Genomic DNA, 21,597 nt, shown 5'->3' with positions numbered 1-21,597 from the left:
CATGCCACAATGCCTGCTGGTGCTGCACGCGCTGGAGGGGGTTGGCCCCGCCGCGCGCAAGGCCTTCTTCGATGCGATCTTCGAAGCCAGCCCGGAGCATTGGCCGCTGCATGCCGGCGCCACGCTGGTGGCCACCGGCCTCTCCCCCGCCTACCTCCGCGACCACCTGCGCCGGGCACTGAATGCCGAAGGCGCGCCGGAGCTGCTGCTGCTGGTCTGCCCCATCTCCGGCACCCCCGCATGGGCCGGGCTGCCGCCGGAGGGCGAGGCCTGGCTGCGGGAGGTGCTGGCGGAGGCGTGATTCCGCCCCTCCGCGATCCGCTCTATCCGGCGTAGCCCTCGACCAGCGCCACATCGCCCTCGCTCGCCTGCTGCCGCAAGGCGATCAGCGGAGCGTATTCGGGGCTGTCGTAGAAGGCGCGGAGGCTCGCCATGTCGGGGAATTCCAGCACCACCACGCGCTCGAACACCTTCGCCCCCTCCACCGGGGCGACCGCGCCGCCGCGGATCAGGTAGCGGCCGCCGAAGGCGGCGATCAGCGGTGCCACCTTCTCACGGTACTCGGCGAAACGCGCCGGGTCCTTCACCCGGATGTTGGCGAGCAGATAGGCGGCCATGTCCGTCCTCCCCTATTACAGCGGCCATGAATGCTGACGCATTTGAGGGCCGTTGTAATCCCGGGGACCGGTTCATTGACCGGTCCGCAGACCGTGGAGTGCCCACCAGAACCGGGCGCTTCCCGAGGCCATTCCGCGGCTTTGCTGCGGAAGGCATGCCAAAACGCCGATTGGGAGGGACCAGCAAGGCCCTCGCAAGGCTGCGAAGCGGTTTTGCGGGGAGCTCTCAATGCAGGAACCCCAGGAAGCCGCGCCCCAGCGCCTCCGCCCGCCCGTCCCGCGTCGCCTCCCAAAGCGGGTTGTCCACCGCCAGCCGCTGGCCGCCATCGCGCAACACCGGCCGGATCACCGCCCCGGCCCGCGCCGCGGTCTCCGGTCCCAGCAATTGCAGCGGGATGCGGAGGAAGATGCCCTTGTCGAAGCTGCCCTCGCCGAACCGGCCGTAGGATACGTTCGTCAGGGTGACGAAGCCGCCCACCTCGATCCCGCTGTCGAACCGGCGTCCGAGCTCCAGCGTGCCGCCCCAGTCGCCCGCCAGATAGCGCCCGGCGCGCACTATGCCGTAGAGGTTCCAGACCGGCAGGTCGGCATAGACCGCGGCATGGCCGGTGGTGACCGAGTGGTTGCGCACCGCCAGCCGCTGGCGGAACTCCCGCTGCACCACCCAGCCGAGGTCGAGCCCGAGGGCGAAGGGCCGGTCGGCCGGGCGCCACAGCACCTCGCCCTGTGCGCCGGTGAACATCGGCTCCAGCATCCCGGCGGTCAGCCGGGCGAAGACATCCGGCGCCGGGGTCCAGAGCCGTTCGCCGTAGAGCGTCGGGATCGCCGTCTTCCCCTCCTGCGCATAGCGCGCGAGGTCGCTACGGACATGCGGCAGCTGGCTGTCGGAGGGGGTCGCACGGTCGAGGTTGCCGCCCATGGCCTGGCTGACGCTGCCGGCCAGCGCATAGCCATCGCCCAGCCCAAGGCGCGCCCCGAAGGCCATGCCCGACTGCCAGCCGACCCCGATGCGCGGATCGCCGAGCTGCAGCGCCAGCCGGGGTTCCACCGCCCAGGTGAGCTGTGGCCAGGCGGCGCCGGTGCCGGGCGGGAAGCGCTCGGCCGTGGCCGGCAGCAGGGTCGTGGTGGCCAGCACCTCCTCGGCGCTGCCGTGGCCGGTGGTGGCGGCCTCCATCGCCTCCCGCAGTAGAACCGTGCGGGCGATGGGCACGCCGGCGCGATGCCATTCGATCCGGAGCAGTTCCACCTCCGGCGGCAGATGCGGCTGCGCCGCCCGCGCCACCCGGCCGGCGACCTGGGCGAGGCTGGCGTAGCGTCCGCCCTCGACCGCGATGCGTGCCTCCGTGCCGGTGATCCCCAGGCCGAGCGGGCGGAAGCCGGCACCCCGCAGCGCCGCCGCCAGCCCCGCCGCATCCGCCTCCGCCCCGGCCGGCCTCGGCGCCATGGGCGGCGGCGGCCGGCGCGGAAGTTCCGGCGGGTGCCGTGGATCCAGCCGCAGCGACAGCCGCAGCAGCAGGTCGGTGCCATGGACGAAGCTGACCCCGGCATCGACCCAGGGGTTGGGCTGCCATTGCAGCCCAAGGTTCAGCCGCGACGCCGCCTTCCCCCGCAGGCCGGTGGTGCGGGACGGGTAGCCGCCCCGCTCGTCGCGCAGCGCATCGCCGGACCATTCCAGCTTGGCGCGCAGCCCCTCGACCTCGCCCCAGGGGGTGGGCAGCGGCGGCAGGCTGTATTCGATGCCTCCGAACACCGCCGCCTCCCGCCCGTGGAACCAGGCGCCGAAGGCTGGCGTCCCACCCTCGCCGACCCGCCGCGACCGGTCGAGGAAGCGCCCTGACAGCTGCCCGAGCGGATTGCGCAAACCGCCACCGGTGCCGAGCCGCCCCCAGCCCAGGCCAAGCGTCAGGTCCAGCGCACCGAAGCGCTTGGAGGCGACGACATACTCGCCACCGTAGATCCCGGTACCGATCGCATCCTGCAGCCCCACCGCCAGGGCCGGGCGCCAGCGATCCTCCTCCCATAGCCGGAGCTTCACATCGAAGGCGCGGTCGGTGGTGGTACCGCTGCCGGCGGTGGCGTCCAGCCGCTCGGCCAGGCGGAAGGTGGTCTCCAGGAAAGGCAATGCCTGGAAATTCAGGAACCAGAAGCGCCGCTGATGCCGCAGCGCCGTCCCGGCCTCCAACGTCCCATCCGGCCGGAAGCGCGCATTGCGCATCTCCAGCAATCCAGCCCCGCCGTAATCACTGCCCGTCGCCGGCACCTCCTGCGCTGTCGCGGACAGCGTGAACAGGGTTGCGAATGCCAGGCCAAGGAGAGCTCTGCCCTCCCTGGACCCGCCCGCCGGGGACCGAACCGGTCCCCGGCCCCCGATGTGGATTTCATCGCTGCCCGGATGATCCCTTTGGGGGTCCTCCGGGCAGCGGTAAGTCGTGGACTCCGAGGGCCTTTTGGCCCTTGGCGAGGGGTCGAGGGGGGCGGCGCCCTCCTCGTCTTGCTCCCTCAGCCTACCGCCCACTCGACCGCACGATGACGGCCAGGGCGGCGCTGGAGAGGGCGATCTGCGACAGCACCTGGGTGACGTCGCGCAGCACGCCCCAGCCTTCGTAGGGTGAGGGGTCCTGTGGCACCACCACCACGCTACCGGGCGGGATCGGCGGCCCGCCGGCCTGCCAGGCGCCGAGGCCGGCGGGTGCCGACTGGCCATTGGGCAGCACCACGAAGGCCCGGCCGCCATCGGCGAAGCGTTGTTCGCCGCCGGCGGCGCGGACGTATTCGGCGGCCTTCCAGCCGGTGGCGAATTGCAGGCTGCCGGGGTTCAGCACGGCCCCGACCACCGTCACCTCATTCGGCCGCTTCGGCATGGCGACCAGGTCGCCCGGCTCCATCAGCACGTCGAGGTCGGGGCGGCCGGCCAGCACCACCGGGTTGGCCTCCACCACCATCCGTCCGGCGGCGCGGGTCTGCCGCAGGGTGGCCGCCAGCGCCTGGCCGGCGTTGACGGCGCCACCGAGGTCGGCCTGGCCGCGCAGCCCGGCCACCGCCTGGCCGGCCGCCACCTGCATCAGCCCCTGCTCCAGTTCCCGCGCGGTGCGCTGGAAGCCCTCCTGCTGGCGCTGCCGCACACTGTCGCGGCTGAAGACGGCGCCATAAGGGTAGGCCTGGGGGGTCAGCCCACCGGCCCGGGCGATGACCTCGGAAAGCCGCTCGCCGCGGCGGATGTCATAGATGCCGGGGCGGAGGAATTCGCCGACCAAGGTCACCGGCCCCAGGTCGCGGTCGCCGAAGCCGCGCGGCAGCCGCACCACGTCGCGCGGGGAGAGGCGGATGGCGGCGAAGTTCCGCGACCGCAGGTCGAGCAAGGTGCGCGACAGCGGCAGGGTGCTGCTCTGGTCGGACGGCTCGCGGGCGAATTCCACCGTGGAGAGGTCGGCGGTGTCGGTGGCGCCGCCGGCCGCCGCCAGCACCGCATCCAGCCCGGCGCCGTCGACGACGGGGAACAGCCCGGGCAGCCGCACTTCCCCGGTCAGCAGTACCGCCTGGTCGAGCAGGAAGGGCAGCAGCGTGGGGTAGTCGAGGAAGATCTGCGGGCAGGGCGCCCGGCCGAAATCCGGGAAGCCGGCGCTGCGGATATGGGCGAAGCGGCGGCGGGAGGCCTGGGCGGCAATGGTCACTTGCACCAGCGCCGGGCAATCCGGGCCGGCCAGGGGAGGCGTGGGAGCGGCAGGCGGCGCCAGCCCGCCGGGCATGCCGGCCGCGGGCAGGCCGAAGGACGTGCCCTGCGCTGTGGCGGGCTGCGTCGGCGGCGGCGCCAGTTCGGTCATTTCCGCCGCATCGCCGCGCAGCGCCTGCTGCACGCCGGGGCTGGCCAGCCACGCGACGTCCCGCTGGCCGAGCAGGATGATCTCGTCGCCCTCCTGCAGCGGCGCATCGGCCTGGCCGGTCAGCACCCGGCCGAGGTCGAAGGGATGGAAGCGGCGGGTGCGGTTGCGCGGGTCGGTCCGCCAGATGACGCCGAGCCTGGCATAGGGATCGGGGCGGACCAGCCGCGGGTCGGAGAGCAGGCCGCGCAGGGTCTGGCCACGGCCGCCGGCCGCCCGCAGCAATGGCGTCACCACATGGCCGGCCAGCCGCAGGTCCTGCGCCACCACGTCGGAGCCCGGTTCCACCCGCAGCGCATCGCCGCGGCGCAGCGGATCGCGCGGGCCGATCTCCCGCAGGCTGCGGCGGCCTTCGGCGTCCGTGGTCTGCAGCAGGAAGCGGTTGCCGCTCGGCCGCAGCGGGTCGCCAGCCAGCCGCAGCATGGCGGCGAGCGGTGCCTGGGCGGTGCCCGCGGGCAGCTCGTAGATGGCGGGCCGCGTCACCTCGCCGCCGACCGCAGCGACCGCGCCGAGCGGTGGCACCAGGATGCGCTCGCCCTCGCGCAACCGGAGGTCCGGCGTCGCCCCCTCCCCGGCGATGACCGGGTAGAGGTCGATGCTGCGGCGGCCGCCCGGCCCCTCCACCCGGATGGCGCGGAGCGAGCCGGTGCGGCGGATGCCGCCGGCGGCGACCAGCGCATCCAGTACGGAGGAAAGCGAGGTCAGCGCCTGCAAGCCGGGCCGCGCCACCTCCCCGCCGACGAAGACGCCGATCTGCCGGAGCTGGCCGAGCGAGACGAAGACCTCCGAGCCGCCGAGGTCGCGCTGCGCCCGTGCCTCCAACTCGCTGCGCAGCTCCCGCAGGGTGCGGCCGGCGGCGGGAACGGGCGCAGCTCCGGCACCAGCAGGGTGCCGTCGCGGCCGATGCGGAGGGTGAGGGTCTGCCGGACGCGGCCGCGGAAGGCCAGCACCACCTCGTCGTCGCGGCCGAGCAGGTAGTCCTCCGGCAGGATGCCGAAGCTCTGCCCCTGCGGCACGCCGCCACGCAGATTGTCGTAGCCGAATTGGCGAAGCGGCCGGGGGCTGCCGGGGTCGCGGGCGGCGAAGAAGGCCTCGGCGGGGGAAAGCGGCTCCTCCGGCCCTGGGGCATAGGCAGGTACTGCGAGCGGCGGTGGCGAGGGCGGAGGCTGGGCGGGCGGGCGGGTAGCGCCGCCGTCCAGGATGCGCTGCAGCATGTCCTGCTGGGTCAGCTGCGGCAGGCTCGGCAGCGGCAGGCCACCGGGCAGGGTTGGCGGCAGGGATGGCGCCGCGAGGTAGCCACCTGGAGTGCCGCCATGGGTCGCCTGCGCCAGCGCGCCCGGCGGGACCAGGGCAAGCGGCACCAGTAGCGCGGCCATCAGGCGATGGAGGATGGAGCGACCCGAACAGCGCCTCAGGACCAGATCCCCCGGGTGTATGACTTCACCACGATGTGAAGATCGCTTGCATCAATTCTTATTCAGATCATTATCGATAATGCAATGGAATATATTGCGCAGCTGCGCCTGGTAATCGATGCGGCCTGCCGCCTGGGCCCACAGCCGGTGCTGTTGGCGGCCTGGCACCAGGCGGTGCCGGCCCGGCTGCTGGCGCGCCGGGCGCTGCGCGATAGGCCCCTGCCGGCGGGGCCTTTCCTGCCGGCGCCGCCCTTCCCACCGCCGCCAGCCCTGTCCGCCGGTCATGCGGCGGCAGTGCTGGCCCGGGCGGCGGCGGTGGCGCCGGGCGATTGGCATGGACCCTTCGCGGCCGAGGCCCCGACCCTGGCGCTCGACCTGTTCGGCCCGGGCGACATCCGCCCGGTCTGGGAAGCCAGCCGTTGGGCGGAGCTGCCGCTGCTGGCGCAGGCGGCGCGGCTGGATCCCGCGGCCGGGCATGCGGCGCGGGCGGAAGCATGGCTGGCGGCCTGGCTGACGGCGAACCCGCCCTTTCGCGGCCCGAACTGGGCCTGCGGACAGGAGGCGGCGCTGCGCGCGCTGCACCTGGCGCTGGCGCTCGCCCTGCTTGGCGGTGCGCCGCCGGCCGGGGCGCGGCAATTGCTGGCGCTGCATGGCAGGCGGATCGCCGCCACCCCGGCCTATGCGCTGGCGCAGGACAACAACCACACGGTCTCCGAGGCGGCCGGGCTCTGGGTCTGCGGGCTGTTCTGCGGCGAGGCCGGCTGGGCGCGGCAGGGCCAGGCCCGGCTGGAGGCCGCGATCCGGCGGCTGGTGGCATCGGACGGCGGCTTCGCCCAGCTCTCCACCGGCTACTGCTGGATGTGCTGGCGGTGACGGTCTGGTTGGTGGCGCTACCCCGCTTCGCGGCGGAGCGCGGCGGTGCGGCGGTGGAATGGCTGTGGCGGGTGACCGACCCGGAGACCGGTGCAACGCCGCGGCTCGGCCACCAGGACAGCTCGGCCTTCGCCGATCTGTCGCTGGCGGGGCCGAATGACACCCGCCCCAGCCTGGAACGCGCGGCACGGCTGCTGGCCGGGCGCTCCGCCGGCCTCCGCGACGATGCCGGCTGCGCTTGGCTGGGTCTGGCGAAGGCGCCGCCGCTGCCCGCCCCGCCGGCGCGCTGGGCCGGCGGCGGGCTGATGGCTTGGCATGCCGGCGGCGCCCGAGCCTTCCTGCGCACTGGTCCGATCCGCTTCCGTCCGGGCCATGCCGACCTGCTGCACCTCGACCTCTGGGATGGGCCGCTGAACCTGCTGCGGGATGGCGGGACCGGCGCCTACAACCCCGCCGCAGGCTGGTGGCACGCGCATCTCGGTGGCACCGCCGGCCACAACACGGTGGAGTTCGACGGCGCCGACCAGATGCCGCGCGTCTCCCGCTTTCTCTTCGCCCGCTGGCCGCGGACCGGCGCCCTGCCGGATGGTGCCTGGCTGCGGGATTGCCGTGGCAACCGGCAGGACCGCGTGATCCGCGTCGAGGGCCGGCGCTGGCTGGTGGAAGACAGGCTCTCCGGCCCCTTCCGGCAGGTGGCGTTGCGCTGGCGGCTGGCCCCGGCGGAATGGCGCGCGACCTTGGATGGCGCCGAAAGCCCGCTTGCCCGGCTGCGCATCACCGCGGACGCGCCGCTCGACTGCCGGCTGGAGCAGGGGTGGGAGAGCCCCGGCTACGGCGTGATGCGCGAAGCAGTCGTTCTGGTTGCACGTTGCCGCGCGCCGCTTCATCGCATCGAAAGCGAAATCCTGCTACCGAATCATCCACAGGTTGAATAGTCTTCGAAACGATCCTTGGAAGTGGCTTGGCCGGGGTGGGCGACCTGTTCGATGCCGTTGGACCAATTGCTCCGCAGGATGTGGCGCATCCGCCTGGCCATCGTGATGGCGGCGCTGCTGTTCTTCGCCGCGGGGGCCGCCATCGTGCAATTCCTGCCGCGGCTCTATGTCGCCCAGGCGGTGATCGCGCCGGCGGAGACCACCGGGATCGCCACCTCCACCCTGCTCTCGCCCACGCCCCTGCTCGGCGGCGGGCTGCTGGAGGCCCGGCAGACCGGGCATTTCGCCGTCTACCTCGACGTGCTGCGCTCGCCGGAGGCGGTGGCGGTGCTGGCGCGGGAGACCGGGTTGCTGACCTATCTCACCGGGCTGCGCGGCAGCGGCCCGGGCGGCGCCCTGCGCCGCCTGCTTGCCCTCCGGACCGAGGCCGATCTGGACGATGCGCAGAACTGGGTCGAGCGGAACCTCGCCATCACGCCGGGCATCGGCACGGTAACCGTTACCCTCAGCCTCGCGCACCAGGACCGCGCCGCGGCGCTGGGCGCGCTGCAGCGGCTGCACGCCATGGCCGAGGCCAAGGTACGCGCCGACCTTGCCGAGTTGACCCGCCGCCGCATCGTCGCCATCGAGGCGCGGCTGGCGGTGGAAACCGATCTCTTCCTGCGCAACATGCTCTACGAACAGCTCGGCCAGCACCAGCGCAGCGGACTGATCATCGGAGTGGATGAGGCGGTGGCGGCGCGGCTGGTCTCCCGGCCGATGGTCGAGCTCCGCCCTTCGCTGCCGAACCGGGCACTGCTGCTGCTGCTGCTGGCGGTGGCGGCGCCGGTGCTGGCGCTGTTCGGCGCGGCCTGCGCGGTGCTGCTCGGCGGCGCCGTGCCACGCCACCGGCAGGCGGAGCTGCCCTTCGGCTTCGCCGGCCACCGCGGCGGCGCCGATTGAGCCGCGCCGATGCCGCGGCGCTGGCAGTCGGGACCGGCGCCCTCGCCGCGGTTCTGCAATTCGCCGGCGCCCTGAAATCCCTGCCGGTTCTGGCGGCGCTGCCGGTGGACCTCACCCTCGTTGCCCTGGCGCTGCTGCTGCCTTCGCTGTTCTTGCTGCTGCTGGTGCGGCGGTGGCACGTCTCGGCGGCGCTGGCGCTGCCGCTGCTCGGCGCCGGGCTGCTGCCATTCTGGCTGGTGCTGGCCGGGGGCTGGAGCCGCTCCGCCTCGGTGGTGGCGGAGAAGCTGCCGCAGATCGTGCTGCTCGGGCCGCCGATGCTGCTGGCGGGGCTGCTGGTGGGCGCTGATGGCCCGACCCGGCGGCGCTTCGCCACAGCGGTGGTGCTGATCGGCCTCGCGGTCGGCGCTGCCGTGGGCTGGGGCATCGCCGCCAACCAGGTGGTGCTGGGCGGCGAGATCGGGGCCGACCCGACGCGGACCCGGGTGCAGTACCAGCTGGCCGGGATGGCAATCGCCTGCGCCGCCGGGCTGGCGGCGGTGCGGCTGGTCCGGGCGCGCGGCCTCCGCCGCCTGGGCTGGGCGGTGGTGGTGCTGGCGCTGGCGGTGGCGGTGCTGCTGCCGGGCGGCAGGGCGGCGCTGCTGGCGCTCAGCCTCGGCGTGGCCCTGTCACCGGCGCTGCTGCTCTGGCGGGGCCGGCGGCCGCTGGCGGCGCTCGGCTGGGCGGCCGGCGTGGCGCTGGCCGGCGGGCTCGGGCTGGCACTGCTGGCGCGGCTGCCGGAGATGGCGCAGGGGCTGGCGACGCTGGAAAGGCTGATCGGCGACCCGACGGAGCGCACCCCGGCCCGGCTGCTGCTCTGGGACCAGGCGCTGCGCTGGGCCGGCGCGGCGGCGCCCTGGGGCCTCGGCACAGGTGGCTTCACCATTGCCGCCGGCAGCGGCGACGACCGCAGCCTGCACCCGCACAACCATGCGCTGGAGATGTTGGCGGAGGCTGGGCTGCCCGGCCTGCTGCTGTGGCTGGCCAGCTTCGGCGGCGGCGTCGCCCTGGCCTGTCGCCAGGCCCGGCATGTGGCGCCGGAGCGGGCGGCGGAGATCGCCGCGCTGGTGCTGCCGATGGCGCTGACGGTGATGCTCTCGACCGACCTCGGCAACCGCATGGCTTGGTTCGCCCTCGGCCTGCTGCTGTCGCTGGGGGTGGAGGCGCGGCGCCCCGACCATACCAGCGGACCGATTCCTTGAGCGGCCCCGGGCACGGGAAGGGTCAGGGCGGCTGGTACGAGCGCCGGGGCAAGCGGCTGCTGGATGTGCTGGGCGCCACTACCCTGCTGGTTGCCGCCGCGCCGGTGCTGGCGCTGGTTGCGCTGGCGGTGCTCGGCGTGCTCGGCCGGCCGGTGCTGTTCCGCCAGGCGCGGATCGGACGCGGCGGGGTGGGCTTCACCCTCGTGAAATTCCGCAGCATGGCGCCCGGCCCGGGCGAGGACGCGCCCCGCCTCGGCGGCTTCGGCCGGTGGTTGCGGGCCAGCGGGCTGGATGAGTTGCCGCAGCTGGTGAACGTGCTGCGCGGCGAGATGAGCCTGGTCGGGCCACGCCCCCTGCCGCTGGAATACCTGCCGCTGCTGACCCCGGCGCAGGCGCTGCGGCATCGGGTCCGGCCGGGCCTCGCCGGGCTTGCACAGGCGGCCGGCCGCAACCGGGTGCCCTGGCCGCGGCGACTGGCGCTGGATGTCCGCTACGCGGCGCGGCCGGGCTTGGCGGCCGACCTGGGATTGCTGCTGCGCTGTGCCGGACTGCTGCTGCGCGGCCATGGGGCGACAGCGCCCGGCCATGCGACGATGCCGCGACTGGGTGCCGAAAAGCCTTCCCCCGCCAGAGCGGGGGAAGGGTAGGGCATTAAGGCTAATCTGAAGGCAGAAAGCCGCAGCGGATCGCGGCCCCAACTGGGTCACGATCCGCTCCCGGCAGGTTAGGCGTAGCGGCGGACCGGCACGGTGTTGCGGGTGCCGACACGGGCACCGAGTACCGCGGCGGCGGCGCCGAGCAGCAGCGCGGCAAAGGCCCAATAGGCCGCGACCGCGCCGGCGGTCGCCGCGGCATCGGCGGCGCTGCGAGCCTGGCGCTCGGCCTCCTGCGCCGTCTGGGTCGCCTGCTGCTCCACCTGCTGCAGCCGGCGCTGCGCCTCATCCGGCGCGATGTTGTACTCGGCCGCCACCAGCTGCCCCAGCCGGTCGCGGTCGGCCTGCGCCAAGTTGCCGTCGGTCACCCGGCGGGTCAGCAGCTGGGCGATCTCGGCGTTGCGCTGGTCGCTGGTCATCTGCGCCGGGTCACCGCCGGTGCTGAGCGCAGCCTGCGCCCGCTCCACCAGTTGCCGCGGATCGACCTGCTGCGCCATCTGGCTGGCTGGCCCGCCCGCTGCCGAGGCAGCCTGCCCGGCCCCCTGCATCACCCCGCCGAGCACCGAGGAGGCGCCCTGGACCGCGGTGCTGGCAGTGCCGGCGATGATGTTGCCGAGCAGCACCGCCGAGAGCAGATAGCCGATCGCCCAGACCGACAGCCCGTGCAGCGTCGTGTCGGTGGTGTCGGTCGAGCCGGAGAGCCGGGCCGCGACATAGCCGCCCGCGGCCAGCCCGATCAGGTTGGACACCAGCAGCCAGACGCCGCCGGCAATGCCGAAGGTCTGGCCGCTTGGGGTGTCGGCGTTGGTGGCGTCGACGGCGCTGGCGCCGATCGCCACGCCTAGGATCGACAGCATGGCGCCGATCGCCACCGCCACCACGCCGCCGGCGAAGACGGCACCCCAGGAAATGCGTGGCGGGAGCGCGGGCGCCCCTTCAGGAAGGGAGGTACCGGCAGCGAGTTCGGTGTCGGCGACGCGGGTCTGCATGGGTCTATCCCCCAGGATGGCGTTGCGGGCTGAACGCAGCGGCTGCGAACCGGTTCACCACCGTGCGTTTACGGGGCGATTCGGGGTTGCGCGGCTGCCGCCCCCGGTTCAAACCGCCATTCCCGAGCCGTTCCCCCTCCCGTCTGATCCGGAAGCCGCGTTGCAGGTCTACCTGCCGATCGCCGAGATGTCCGTGGATGCCCTCCTGCTGGTCGGCATCGGCTTCGGCGTGGGCTGGCTCTCGGGGCTGTTCGGCGTCGGCGGCGGCTTCCTGCTGACCCCGCTGCTGATCCTGATCGGCATCCCGGCCCCGGTGGCGGTCGCCTCCGGCGCCAACCAGACCCTCGGCGCCAGCGTCTCCGGCCTGATCGCCCAATGGCGACGCGGCACTGTCGATGCCCGGATGGGCACCGTGCTGCTGGTCGGCGGCCTCACCGGATCACTGCTCGGCGTGCAGCTCTTCGCCCTGCTGCGGCGGGTCGGCCAGGTCGATCTGGCGGTGTCGCTGTTCTACGTGGTGGTGCTCGGCACCGTCGGCGGGCTGATGGTGATGGAGAGCGTGCGGGCCATCCTGCGCCGCCGCAACGCGATGAAGCGCAAGCTGCACGAGCATTTCTGGGTGCATGGCCTGCCGCTGAAGATGCGGTTCCGCAAGTCGCGGCTCTATATCTCGGTGATCCCGCCCTTCGCTATCGGTGTCGGGATCGGCGTGCTCTCGGCGGTGATGGGCGTCGGCGGCGGCTTCATGCTGGTGCCGGCGATGATCTACCTGCTCGGCATCCCGACTTCGGTGGTCATCGGCACCTCGTTGTTCCAGGTGGTGTTCGTGGCTGCCAACGTGACGCTGCTGCAGGCGATCCAGCTTGGCACCGTTGACCTGCTGCTGACCCTGTTGCTGCTGCTCGGCGGCGTTGCCGGTGCGCAATTCGGCGCCTCCATGGGGGGCAAGCTGCGCGGTGAGGAAACCCGCGCGCTGCTCGGCATGCTGGTGCTGGGGGTGGCGCTGAGCCTGCTCTGGGGCCTGCTGCGGCCGCCCGAGAACCTGTTCAGCAGCGGCCCGGCGCTGTGAGGGCAGGCAGCCTGCTGCTGCTACTGGTCCTGCTGGCGCTTCCGGCCCGGGCGCAGGATGCGTTGGTCGCGGCGCTGTCGCAGGACGCGGTCGAGGTCACCACCGGCTTCACCGGCGCCCAGCTCATGGTCTTCGGCAGCACCGAAGCGCCGATCGGCCCCGGCGGGGATGAGGTGGTGGTGGTGGTGCATGGGCCGAACCGGCCGACCGTGGTGCGGCGCAAGGTGCCGGTGCTCGGCGTGCTCTGGGTCAACGGCCCTTCGGCCCGCTTCGCCGACGTGCCGGGCTTTTACTTCGTCGCCGGCACCCGCCCGGCCTGGCAGCTATTGCCGGAGGTAGAGCGGCACCGATATGGATTGGGCCTCGATGCCCTGCCGCTGGTGAGTACCGGGGCCCGCAGCCCGGCTTTCCGCGCCGCCCTGCTGGAGCTGGAGGTGCTGTCCGGCCTCTGGGTCGAGGATTCCCAGCCGGTGGAGATCGCCGGCAGCCGGCTGTTCCATGTCCGGCTGCCGCTGCCGGCCGGGGTGCCGACGGGCGACTACCGGGTGGAGGTGCTGCTGGTGCGGTCCCGCCAGGTGGTGGCGCGGCAGGAGCTGGCCTTCCGGGTGGACCGCGTCGGCACCGCCGACCGCATCGCCAGCGTCGCGGAAGACCAGCCCTTGGTCTACGGTATTGCCTGCATCCTGCTGGCGGCCTTCGCTGGTTGGTTTGGCAGCGTGGTGTTCCGGAGGAGCTGATGGCCGAGACGACACCCGAGGCGACCGCGGCCGCAACCAAGCGCGATCGCGTCTTCCTGGTGGTGGTGGACGACAGCCCGGAGCGCGCGGTGGCGCTGCGCTACGCCTGCCTGCGCGCCCGCAACGGTGGCGGAAGGGTGGCGCTGTTGCGGGTGATCGAGCCCGAGGGGCTGGTGGAATGGGCCGGGGTCGGCGCGATGATGGCCGAGGAGCGGCGGGAGGAGGCGGAGAAGCTGCTCTCCGGCCTTGCCGCTCAGGTGAATGAGATCACCGGCGGCATCCCGATCCTGCTGATCCGCGAGGGCGACCCGCGCGACGAGCTGCTGGCGCTGCTGGAGGAAGATCCGCGCATCTCCATCCTGGTGCTGGCCTCCTCCGCTGGCGGCAGCAGCGGGCCGGGGCCGCTGATCTCGGCACTAACCGGCCGCTATGCGACGCAGGTGCGGGTGCCGATGACCATCGTGCCGGGCGGGCTGGACGACAAGGAAATGGAGCGGGTGACATGATGCATGGGGCTGAACCCGGCGCGTTCAGCTCCCCTGCAGGCGCCGGGTGCGCCGCCTGGTAGCGTGCCGCAGAACGGCGAGTTGCACCTTCCCCGTCATGCGCGGGTCCTGACCCGCGCATCCGATCTTTCGTGAAAACAGTGGGTTGGCTGGTCGGGCCAGGCCCGGCCATGGCCGGTTTGCGGATGCCCACACCTTGGGCCGCCGCCCCGCCTTGCACCGGCGGGTAAAACCGACCACCTTGGTCCGGTATTCCCTGCGGCATCACCAGGACGAGCCCCATGTTCATCGAAACCGAAGGCACCCCGAACCCCGCCACCCTGAAGTTTCTTCCCGGCCGGGACGTGATGGGGAACCGGGGCAGCGCCGATTTCTCCAGCCCCGAGGCCGCCGCCCGCAGCCCGCTGGCCTCCCGCATCTTTACCCTGCCCGGCGTGGCCCGGGTGTTCCTCGGCGCCGACTTCATCACCGTGACCCAGACGGACGAGGCCGAATGGCATGGGCTGCGGCCGCAGGTGCTGGGCGCCATCATGGACCACTACATGTCCGGCCTGCCGGTGCTGGAGGGCGCCGGCACCGCCGAGGCGGAGGATGAGGAGTTCGACGCGGCGGATGCCGAACTGGTCGAGCAGATCAAGGAGTTGCTGGACACCAGGGTGCGCCCGGCGGTGGCCGGCGATGGCGGCGACATCATCTTCCGCGGCTTCCGCGATGGCATCGTGAAGCTGCAGCTCCAGGGCTCCTGCTCCGGCTGCCCCTCCTCCCGCGCCACGCTGAAGCATGGGGTGGAGAATATGCTGCGGCACTACGTGCCGGAGGTCGTGGCGGTGGAGCAGGTCGAGGAGGTCTGAGGGCGCCCGTCCGGCCCCGCGCCATCATCAGCAGCGGTGATGGCGCCCATCCGGCCCGGCGCATTGGCCGGCCGTGGCGGAGGCGCGATATCCATGGCCGAACCGAATACGGAGTTTCGCCATGACCCAGGACCTCGATCCCGCTGCCCTCGACCAGCTCTTCCGCAGCGCCCGCACCCAGAATGCCTGGCAGGACCGGCCGATCCCGGACACCAAGCTTCAGGACCTCTACGACCTGCTGAAATACGGCCCGACCAGCGCCAACAGCTCCCCCGCCCGCTTCGTCTTCATCCGCACGGCGGAGGGCAAGGCGAAGCTGAAGCCGGCGCTGTCCGAGGGCAACATCGCCAAGACCATGACCGCCCCGGTCACCGCCATCGTCGCCTATGACCCGGCCTTCTACGAGCAGCTGCCGAAGCTCTTCCCGCACACCGATGCGCGGTCCTGGTTCTCCGACAATCCATCGCTGGCCGAGGTGACGGCCTTCCGCAACGGCACCCTGCAAGGGGCCTATCTGATCATCGCCGCCCGCGCGCTCGGGCTGGATACCGGGGCGATGAGCGGCTTCGACAACGCCAAGGTGGACGCGGCCTTCTTCGCCGACACCGGCTGGAAGTCGAATTTCCTGGTCAATCTTGGCTACGGCGACCCCACCGGCCTGTTCGAGCGCAGCCCGCGGCTGAGCTTCGACGAGGCGGTGCGGCTGGAATAGGGGGCGCATCGCACGGCGGATCGCCCTCCCTCCGTCATGCGCGGACCTGATCCGCGCATCCGCTTCCGCGGCCACGTCGTCATGGCCGGATCAAGTCCGGCCATGACGGCGTCTCACTGTCGGCGGCGCGCCGGCGCCGGACGCTCAGGCGTTCGCCTGGCCCGCCGTCGCATCCAGCTTGTAGCCACCGCCCTCGGTCAGCAGCAGCCTTGCGTTGGTCGGGTCCGGCTCGATCTTCTGCCGCAGGCGGTAGATGTGGGTCTCCAGCGTATGGGTGGTGACCGCGCTATTGTAGCCCCAGACCTCGTTCAGCAGGATCTGCCGCCCCACCGGCCTTCCGCCGGCGCGGTAGAGGTATTTCAGGATGGCGCTTTCCTTCTCGGTCAGCCGGATCTTCCGGTTGCGCGCCTGCTCCAGCAGCAGCTTGGAGGAGGGCCGGAAGCTGTAGGGCCCGATCACGAAGACCGCATCCTCGGAATTGTCATAGACCCGGAGCTGGGCGCGCAGCCGCGCCAGCAGCTCGTTCAGCCGGAACGGCTTGGCGATGTAGTCATTGGCCCCGGCATCGAGGCCACGCACCACATCCTGTTCGCCATCCGCCCCGGTCAGCATGATGATCGGGATCTTGATGCCCTGGCGCCGGAGCAGGGTGCAGAGCTCCCGCCCGTCGCCATCCGGCAGGCCGATGTCGAGCAGGACCGCGTCGAATCGGGCGGCCGCGTCGGCGAGCATCTGCTGGGCCTCCTCGGCCGTGGCGGCTTCGGCCGGGGCGAATTCGCCATCCAGCGAAAGCTGCTCCGCCAGCGTCGCGCGCAATGCGGCGTCGTCATCCACGATCAGCAAGGGGCGCGGACCGGCCATGCCATCTCCCAGCGGTTTCACTGCTCTCAACGCCATCGTATCCGCCATCGGTGGCGAAGCTGTGGCGACAGTGTGGACGCATACATGGGTTTGGGACGGTAGCGGCGACAAGACCGTGACCATTCCCGATTATTTCACCCAGGGGTCTTTCGGGCGCCCTTTCCACGCCACATTGGCGGGGCGCCATGCGCCTGCGATGGACCTATAGTCATGACCATGCCCCGTATGATGGCTTCCGAACCGCAGGCGTCCACCCCTGCCATGCTGCCTGATCCCGCCGTCTCCGCCCTTCGGGCGGTGCATCGGGCTGCGGCGGAATTGCGCCGGGGCACGCCCGTGCTGCTCAGAAGCGGCGAACACAGTCTTGTGATGGCTGCTGCCGAGACCGTGGGCGCGCGTGGGCTGGCTGAAATCACCGGTCTGGCGAAGTCGCCGCCGGTGCTGCTGCTGGCGCCGACCCGCGCCGCCGCGGTGGCACCGGTGCCGGCGCTGCGGCCGGTGCTGGGGGCCGAGGAGGCGGCAGTGGCGCTCCGCCTGCCGCAAGCGCTGCTGGATCCCGCGACGCTGCGCAGCCTGGCCGACCCTACCCTGGACCGGCTGCTGCCGGAGGGCGCCCGCACCGAACGGGTGCCGGCCCCGCCGCTGGCCGCCGCCGCCCTGGCGCTGGCCAAGCTCGGCCGGCTGCTGCCGGCGGTGATCGCCGCGCCTCAGGCGCCGCCGCGGGACGGGCTGCCGCGGCCCGACCTGCTGGCGGTGGAGGCCGCCGATGTCCTCGCCTACCCGGCCTCGGCCGCCACCAGCCTGCGCCGCGTCGCCGAGGCGGCGGTGCCGCTGGAGGCCACCGCCGACGCCCGGATCATCGCCTTCCGTGCCGCCGATGGCGGGATCGAGCACCTCGCCATCCTGATCGGCCAGCCCGAGGTGGTGGCGGCCGAGGGAAGGGCACCGCTGGTCCGGCTGCATTCGGAATGCTTCACCGGCGACCTTCTCGGCTCGCTCCGCTGCGATTGCGGGCCGCAGCTCCGCGGCGCCATCGCCCGCATGGCCACCGACCCTGATGGCGGGGTGCTGCTCTACCTGGCGCAGGAAGGGCGCGGCATCGGCCTGGTGAACAAGTTGCGCGCCTATACGCTGCAGGATGCCGGGCTCGACACGCTCGACGCCAACCGGGCGCTCGGCTGGGGCGCGGATGAGCGGAACTTCCTGGTTGCCGCCACCATGCTGGACCAGCTCGGCATCCACCGCATCCGGCTGCTGACCAACAACCCGGACAAGCTGGCCGGGCTGGCGGCCTGCGGCGTGACCATCGCGGGGCGGGAGGCGCATGAGTTCGCCCCGAACGGGGTGAACGACGGCTACCTGGCGACCAAGGCGGCCCGCTTCGGCCATCTGCTGGCCTTGCAGGACGAGCCCTGACGCCGGCCTGCCGCATGCGGACCCTGGTCCTGCTGCTGCTGCTCGGCGCCTGCACGGCCGCCGTGCCGGCCCCGCCACTGGTCTACCCGCCGGCGGCACGGGAGCGGATGCTGCGCATCGCGCTCGCCGAATGGGCGGAATGGGGCGCGGTGGTGGCGCCGGCGGATGCCAGCCCGCAGCCCGCTGCCGGCGCCGAGAGCGATCCGGCGAATTTCCCCCGTGTCCTCGCCTACTGGCGCGCCGTGCCGGAGGATGAGGGTGCCGTCGCCCGCAACCGCGACCTCTACGCCGCGGCGCTGGCCGGCCGGGCCAAGGGCGCGGCGCTGTGGCAGGAGCCCTTCTGGTCCGCCGCCTTCATCAGCTACGTCATGCGCGCCGCCGGGGTGGATACGCGGGAATTCCCGCCGTCCGCCTCCCATGTGCATTACCTCGACGCGCTGATCCGCGACGCGGCCGCCTTCCCTGCCACCGCCCCCTTCCTGCCGCATGGTCCGGCGGAATACGCGCCGCGGGCGGGCGACCTGCTCTGCGCCGACCGCAGCCGGGCGCCGATCGTGCATTGGCGCCAGCGCGCCGCCGATGCCGGCGCCTTCCGGCCGATGCATTGCGATATCGCCGTGGCCACCGGGCCCGGCTTCGTCGACGCCATCGGCGGAAATGTCCGCGACGCCGTCACCCGTACCCGTTTCACCGCCGACGGAACCGGCTATCTTCTGCCCAGACCCGGCGGCGCCCCGGTGTGGTTCGCGATCTTCGAGAACCGCCTCGGTCGCCTGCCACCCTGGTCCGGCGCTCCGTCCAGGCCAGGGCCCGATGATGCCGGCCCGGTGGCCGGACCCGTGTCCGACAACACGGCATTCCCCGCGGGAATGCCTGGGAGCCCCCTGTCATGACTGATCTGTTCGAGCCGCTGACCCTGCGCGGCGTGACCCTGAAGAATCGCATCGGCGTCTCGCCGATGTGCCAGTACTGCTCCGCGGACGACGGCAAGGCGACCGAGTGGCACTACGCCCACCTGGTCTCCCGCGCGATCGGCGGCGCCGGCCTGACCATGACGGAGGCTGCGGCGGTCGCGCCCGAGGGCCGCATCTCGCACGGCGACCTCGGCATCTGGGAGGATGCCCAGCTTGCCGGCCACAAGCGCCTGGTCGCCGGCATCACCGCCGCCGGCTCGGTGCCGGCCATCCAGATCGCCCATGCCGGGCGCAAGGCCAGCCGCATGGCGCCCTGGGCGGATGGCCCGGCCCAGCCGGGCTGGCAGGCCATCGCCCCCTCCGCCGCCGCCTTCGGCGATTTCGCCGTGCCGCATGCCCTCTCCGAGGCCGAGATCGCCCAGGCGATCGCCGATTTCGCCGCCGCGGCGAAGCGCAGCGTCGCCGCCGGCTACCGCTTCATCGAGCTGCATGCGGCGCATGGCTATCTGGTGCACCAATTCCTCTCGCCGCTGTCGAACCGCCGCAACGATGCCTGGGGCGGCGATTTCGACGGTCGGACCCGCTTCGCCGAGGCGGTGACCAAGGCAGTGCGCGCCGCCATCCCGGATGAGATCCCGCTCTGCGTCCGGCTCTCCCACACCGATTGGGTCGAGGGCGGCTGGACCACCGAGGAGACGGTGCGGCTCTCGGCCCGGCTGAAGGCGCTCGGCGTCGACATGGTCGACGTGTCCAGCGGCGGGCTCGACCACCGGCAGAAGATCCCGCTCGGCCCGGGCTATCAGGTGCCGGGGGCGGAGGCGGTGCGCCGGGGCGCCGGGGTCGCCGTGGCGGCGGTCGGGCTGATCACCGAGCCGGCGCAGGCGCAGGCGATCCTGACCGAGGGCAAGGCCGACCTGATCCTGCTGGGCCGGCTCCTGCTGCGCGACCCCTACTGGCCGCTGCATGCCGCCGCCGCGCTCGGCCGGACCGAGGCGCTGAAGGTGCCGCCGCAGTATGAGCGCGGCTGGAACACCCTCGGCCGGATGACCCGCGACCCGGCGATCGCCGCGCCGCTGCCGCCGCTGTAGGAGCTGCCCGCAACACCGCTTTGCCGGTCCTGGGGGACCCGATGGCCCCTCCTGACCGGCGTTTCGGCCTGCCTTCCGTGGCTTTGCCGCGGAAGGGCACAGGGAAGCGGCCGGGTTTGACAGGCACTCCTGCCCTGACGGATGGCCGGGCCGCGCCCTTGCCGCGCCGGCGCGGTTCCGCCACACCCCGGCGCGCATGACGCTCAATGCCCTGTCCCAGCACCTGCTCTTCGCGCTCGGCCTCGCCTGCCTGTCGGGCATCGTGGTGCGGGGGATGATCGCCTTCCCGATCCTCGACCATCCGAACGGTCGCAGCGCCCATGTCCGGCCGACGCCGCGGGGCGGCGGAGTGGGCGTGGTGCTGGCCTTCATCGCCGGCATGCTGGTGCTCTACCAGCTGGCGGATTTCGCCCGGCTGGCGGAGCGGCAATTCCTCGGCGTCATCTTCGCCGCGGTGGCGATCGCCGGGGTGGCGCTGGTGGATGACATCCGCGACCTCTCGGCCCGGCTGCGGCTGGGCTGCCAGGCGGCGGCGGCGCTGGTGGCGGTGGCCAGCGGACTGACGCTGTCGCGGCTGGCCATTCCCTATGTCGGCCATGTCGAGCTTGGGCTGCTGGGAACGCTGCTGACCCTGGTCTGGATCATCGGCTGCACCAATGCGGTGAATTTCATGGATGGGCTGGACGGGCTGGTGGGCGGTACTCTGCTGATCGCCTGCGCTGCCCTGGCCGCCATCGCGGCGACCGAGGGCGGGCGCTTCGTCTATGCGGCCGCGCTGTTCCTCGCCGCCGGCTTCGCCGGCTTCCTGCCGTACAACCTGCATCCGGCGCGGATCTTCATGGGCGATGTCGGCAGCCAATTCGCCGGCTTCACCCTGGCGGTGCTGGCGGTCGCGGCAGCGCGCTTCGATTCGACGCAGGTCAGCTTCCTGATCGTGCCGCTGCTGCTGTTCGGGCTGCTGTGGGATGCCGCCTTCACCCTGGCGCGGCGCGGCGCGATGGGCGACCGGGTGGGCGCCGCGCATCGCACCCATCTCTACCAGATGGCGCAGCGCAGCGGCCTGGGCACCAGGAGCGTCGCCGCCATCCATTGGGGCTTCACGCTGTTCCATGCGGCGCTGGCGGTGTGGTTCCTGCACCTGCCGGGCACGCTGAAGCCGCTGGTGGTGCTGCCCGCGCTGGCGGTGCAGCTTGGCTGGACCGTCTATGTCGGGCAGCGGGTGGCACGGGCGGGCCTCAGCTGGCGGGGCTGAACTCTAGCGCCAGCACCGGCGCGCCGGGGCCGACCCATTGCTCGGCCCGCAGCACCGCACCGCCTTCCGGCGCCACCCAGTAGCGGTTGGTGAAGCGGCCCTCGCGGCCAGCGCGGCAACGTTCCTCGACCAGCAGCACCGCATCCTCCTCGGTGCGCCTGGCCCGCAGCCGGCATTCGACGGCGATGCCGAAGCGCATGCCGGCAGGCTCGCGGTCGGCCCGCATCAGGTCGACCATCCGTCGCGCCTCCACCGTGCGGTCCAGCAGGGCGGCGGGGTTGGCCAGCGGGTCCGGGCCGTCGAAGCGGGTGGCGGCCAGAACCTCCCGCAGGCCGGAGGTCGCCACCACCCGGCCGCCATCGGTCGCCACCACCACGCCGGAGGATGTCCGCCACAGCCGCCGCTCGCCAAGCTCCTGCAGCAGCGCCGCCCGCGTGCCGCGCCGGCCGATCCAGAGGCGGATGGCGCGGCCGGTGGCGGGGTCGGCGACCGGCTCCTCCTCGGTGGCGATGGGCAGGCGTTGCAGCACCTCGGGCCACCCCAGCGCCGGCAGAAGCCCGGCCATGCCGGAGTTGCCGCAGCCGCCGGGCAGCAACGCAAGCAGGACCAGCCATGCGAGGCGCGGATGCATGGTCGCCATTGTAACGCAGA

General features: G+C 72.7%; 21 protein-coding genes. 15 read left to right on the top strand and 6 right to left on the bottom strand.

Features of this window, described 5'->3' with window-relative positions; genetic code table 11:
* Window position 1: 1 nt before the first annotated feature.
* Complete coding sequence (locus tag H7965_RS02840) at window positions 2–301, top strand: hypothetical protein (protein ID WP_186769009.1); 300 nt, start codon at window positions 2–4, stop codon at window positions 299–301.
* A 22-nt stretch (window positions 302–323) separates the two neighbouring features.
* Here the strand turns inward: H7965_RS02840 and H7965_RS02835 are convergent, their stop codons facing one another.
* The 3 genes from H7965_RS02835 to H7965_RS02825 form a co-directional block, all read right to left on the bottom strand.
* Window positions 324–617: a DUF1330 domain-containing protein gene (locus tag H7965_RS02835; protein ID WP_186769008.1), complete on the bottom strand. Its 294-nt coding sequence runs from the start codon at window positions 615–617 to the stop codon at window positions 324–326.
* A 226-nt stretch (window positions 618–843) separates the two neighbouring features.
* Window positions 844–2,898 carry a YjbH domain-containing protein gene (locus H7965_RS02830; protein WP_261394063.1) on the bottom strand — a complete coding sequence of 685 codons (2,055 nt, stop codon included), beginning with the start codon at window positions 2,896–2,898 and terminating at the stop codon, window positions 844–846.
* Window positions 2,899–3,121: 223 nt separating this feature from the next.
* On the bottom strand, window positions 3,122–5,317 hold the full coding sequence (locus H7965_RS02825; protein ID WP_390624547.1) for a polysaccharide biosynthesis/export family protein: 2,196 nt from the start codon (window positions 5,315–5,317) through the stop codon (window positions 3,122–3,124).
* A gap of 677 nt (window positions 5,318–5,994) precedes the next feature.
* Between H7965_RS02825 and H7965_RS30695 the strand changes: the two genes are divergently transcribed.
* From H7965_RS30695 to H7965_RS02805, 5 genes are all read left to right on the top strand, one after another.
* The gene (locus H7965_RS30695; RefSeq protein ID WP_229682403.1) at window positions 5,995–6,783 is read left to right on the top strand and encodes a hypothetical protein; all 789 of its coding nucleotides are present in this window, start codon (window positions 5,995–5,997) and stop codon (window positions 6,781–6,783) included.
* Window positions 6,780–7,718, top strand: coding sequence for a heparinase II/III family protein (locus H7965_RS30690; RefSeq protein WP_229682402.1), 939 nt, complete (start codon window positions 6,780–6,782; stop codon window positions 7,716–7,718). Before H7965_RS30695 ends, H7965_RS30690 begins: the two co-directional genes overlap by 4 nt.
* 78 nt (window positions 7,719–7,796) lie before the next feature.
* Window positions 7,797–8,660: a hypothetical protein gene (locus H7965_RS02815; protein WP_186769006.1), complete on the top strand. Its 864-nt coding sequence runs from the start codon at window positions 7,797–7,799 to the stop codon at window positions 8,658–8,660.
* Window positions 8,657–9,898 carry an O-antigen ligase family protein gene (locus tag H7965_RS02810; protein ID WP_186769005.1) on the top strand — a complete coding sequence of 414 codons (1,242 nt, stop codon included), beginning with the start codon at window positions 8,657–8,659 and terminating at the stop codon, window positions 9,896–9,898. Before H7965_RS02815 ends, H7965_RS02810 begins: the two co-directional genes overlap by 4 nt.
* Complete coding sequence (locus H7965_RS02805) at window positions 9,895–10,545, top strand: sugar transferase (RefSeq protein ID WP_261394037.1); 651 nt, start codon at window positions 9,895–9,897, stop codon at window positions 10,543–10,545. The genes H7965_RS02810 and H7965_RS02805 overlap by 4 nt, the downstream gene beginning before the upstream one ends.
* Before the next feature lie 77 nt (window positions 10,546–10,622).
* Here the strand turns inward: H7965_RS02805 and H7965_RS02800 are convergent, their stop codons facing one another.
* Window positions 10,623–11,540 carry a hypothetical protein gene (locus H7965_RS02800; protein WP_229682401.1) on the bottom strand — a complete coding sequence of 306 codons (918 nt, stop codon included), beginning with the start codon at window positions 11,538–11,540 and terminating at the stop codon, window positions 10,623–10,625.
* 160 nt (window positions 11,541–11,700) lie between these two features.
* Between H7965_RS02800 and H7965_RS02795 the strand changes: the two genes are divergently transcribed.
* The 5 genes from H7965_RS02795 to H7965_RS02775 all read left to right on the top strand — a co-directional run bounded on the left by H7965_RS02795 (window position 11,701) and on the right by H7965_RS02775 (window position 15,415).
* The gene (locus H7965_RS02795) at window positions 11,701–12,609 is read left to right on the top strand and encodes a sulfite exporter TauE/SafE family protein (protein WP_186769004.1); all 909 of its coding nucleotides are present in this window, start codon (window positions 11,701–11,703) and stop codon (window positions 12,607–12,609) included.
* Window positions 12,606–13,346, top strand: coding sequence for a TIGR02186 family protein (locus H7965_RS02790; RefSeq protein WP_186769003.1), 741 nt, complete (start codon window positions 12,606–12,608; stop codon window positions 13,344–13,346). Before H7965_RS02795 ends, H7965_RS02790 begins: the two co-directional genes overlap by 4 nt.
* The gene (locus H7965_RS02785; protein ID WP_186769002.1) at window positions 13,346–13,852 is read left to right on the top strand and encodes a universal stress protein; all 507 of its coding nucleotides are present in this window, start codon (window positions 13,346–13,348) and stop codon (window positions 13,850–13,852) included. The genes H7965_RS02790 and H7965_RS02785 overlap by 1 nt, the downstream gene beginning before the upstream one ends.
* Window positions 13,853–14,133: 281 nt before the next feature.
* Window positions 14,134–14,703 (top strand): NifU family protein, encoded by a 570-nt coding sequence (locus tag H7965_RS02780; protein ID WP_186769001.1) that lies wholly within the window; start codon window positions 14,134–14,136, stop codon window positions 14,701–14,703.
* 121 nt (window positions 14,704–14,824) lie between these two features.
* On the top strand, window positions 14,825–15,415 hold the full coding sequence (locus tag H7965_RS02775) for a malonic semialdehyde reductase (RefSeq protein WP_186769000.1): 591 nt from the start codon (window positions 14,825–14,827) through the stop codon (window positions 15,413–15,415).
* 144 nt (window positions 15,416–15,559) lie between these two features.
* Here H7965_RS02775 and H7965_RS02770 read toward each other — a convergent pair whose 3' ends face one another.
* On the bottom strand, window positions 15,560–16,276 hold the full coding sequence (locus H7965_RS02770) for a response regulator transcription factor (RefSeq protein WP_186768999.1): 717 nt from the start codon (window positions 16,274–16,276) through the stop codon (window positions 15,560–15,562).
* Window positions 16,277–16,537: 261 nt separating this feature from the next.
* On the opposite strand from H7965_RS02770, the gene H7965_RS02765 reads away from it, so the two are divergent.
* The 4 genes from H7965_RS02765 to H7965_RS02750 all read left to right on the top strand — a co-directional run bounded on the left by H7965_RS02765 (window position 16,538) and on the right by H7965_RS02750 (window position 20,946).
* Window positions 16,538–17,692, top strand: coding sequence for a GTP cyclohydrolase II (locus tag H7965_RS02765; protein WP_229682400.1), 1,155 nt, complete (start codon window positions 16,538–16,540; stop codon window positions 17,690–17,692).
* A gap of 14 nt (window positions 17,693–17,706) precedes the next feature.
* The gene (locus H7965_RS02760; RefSeq protein ID WP_186768998.1) at window positions 17,707–18,585 is read left to right on the top strand and encodes a DUF2272 domain-containing protein; all 879 of its coding nucleotides are present in this window, start codon (window positions 17,707–17,709) and stop codon (window positions 18,583–18,585) included.
* Window positions 18,582–19,694 (top strand): NADH:flavin oxidoreductase/NADH oxidase, encoded by a 1,113-nt coding sequence (locus H7965_RS02755; RefSeq protein WP_186768997.1) that lies wholly within the window; start codon window positions 18,582–18,584, stop codon window positions 19,692–19,694. The genes H7965_RS02760 and H7965_RS02755 overlap by 4 nt, the downstream gene beginning before the upstream one ends.
* A 196-nt stretch (window positions 19,695–19,890) precedes the next feature.
* Window positions 19,891–20,946: a glycosyltransferase family 4 protein gene (locus tag H7965_RS02750; RefSeq protein WP_186768996.1), complete on the top strand. Its 1,056-nt coding sequence runs from the start codon at window positions 19,891–19,893 to the stop codon at window positions 20,944–20,946.
* Here the strand turns inward: H7965_RS02750 and H7965_RS02745 are convergent.
* A complete protein-coding gene (locus H7965_RS02745; protein ID WP_186768995.1) occupies window positions 20,930–21,577 on the bottom strand; it encodes a YjbF family lipoprotein in 648 nt (215 codons plus the stop codon). The genes H7965_RS02750 and H7965_RS02745 overlap by 17 nt on opposite strands.
* Between the last annotated feature and the right edge of the window lie 20 nt (window positions 21,578–21,597).

It is taken from the genome of Siccirubricoccus deserti (assembly GCF_014283215.1).
GTDB classification, from domain to species: domain Bacteria; phylum Pseudomonadota; class Alphaproteobacteria; order Acetobacterales; family Acetobacteraceae; genus Siccirubricoccus; species Siccirubricoccus deserti.
Note: the sequence above shows the minus strand (reverse complement) of the source record. Positions and strands in the feature narration are given on the sequence as shown.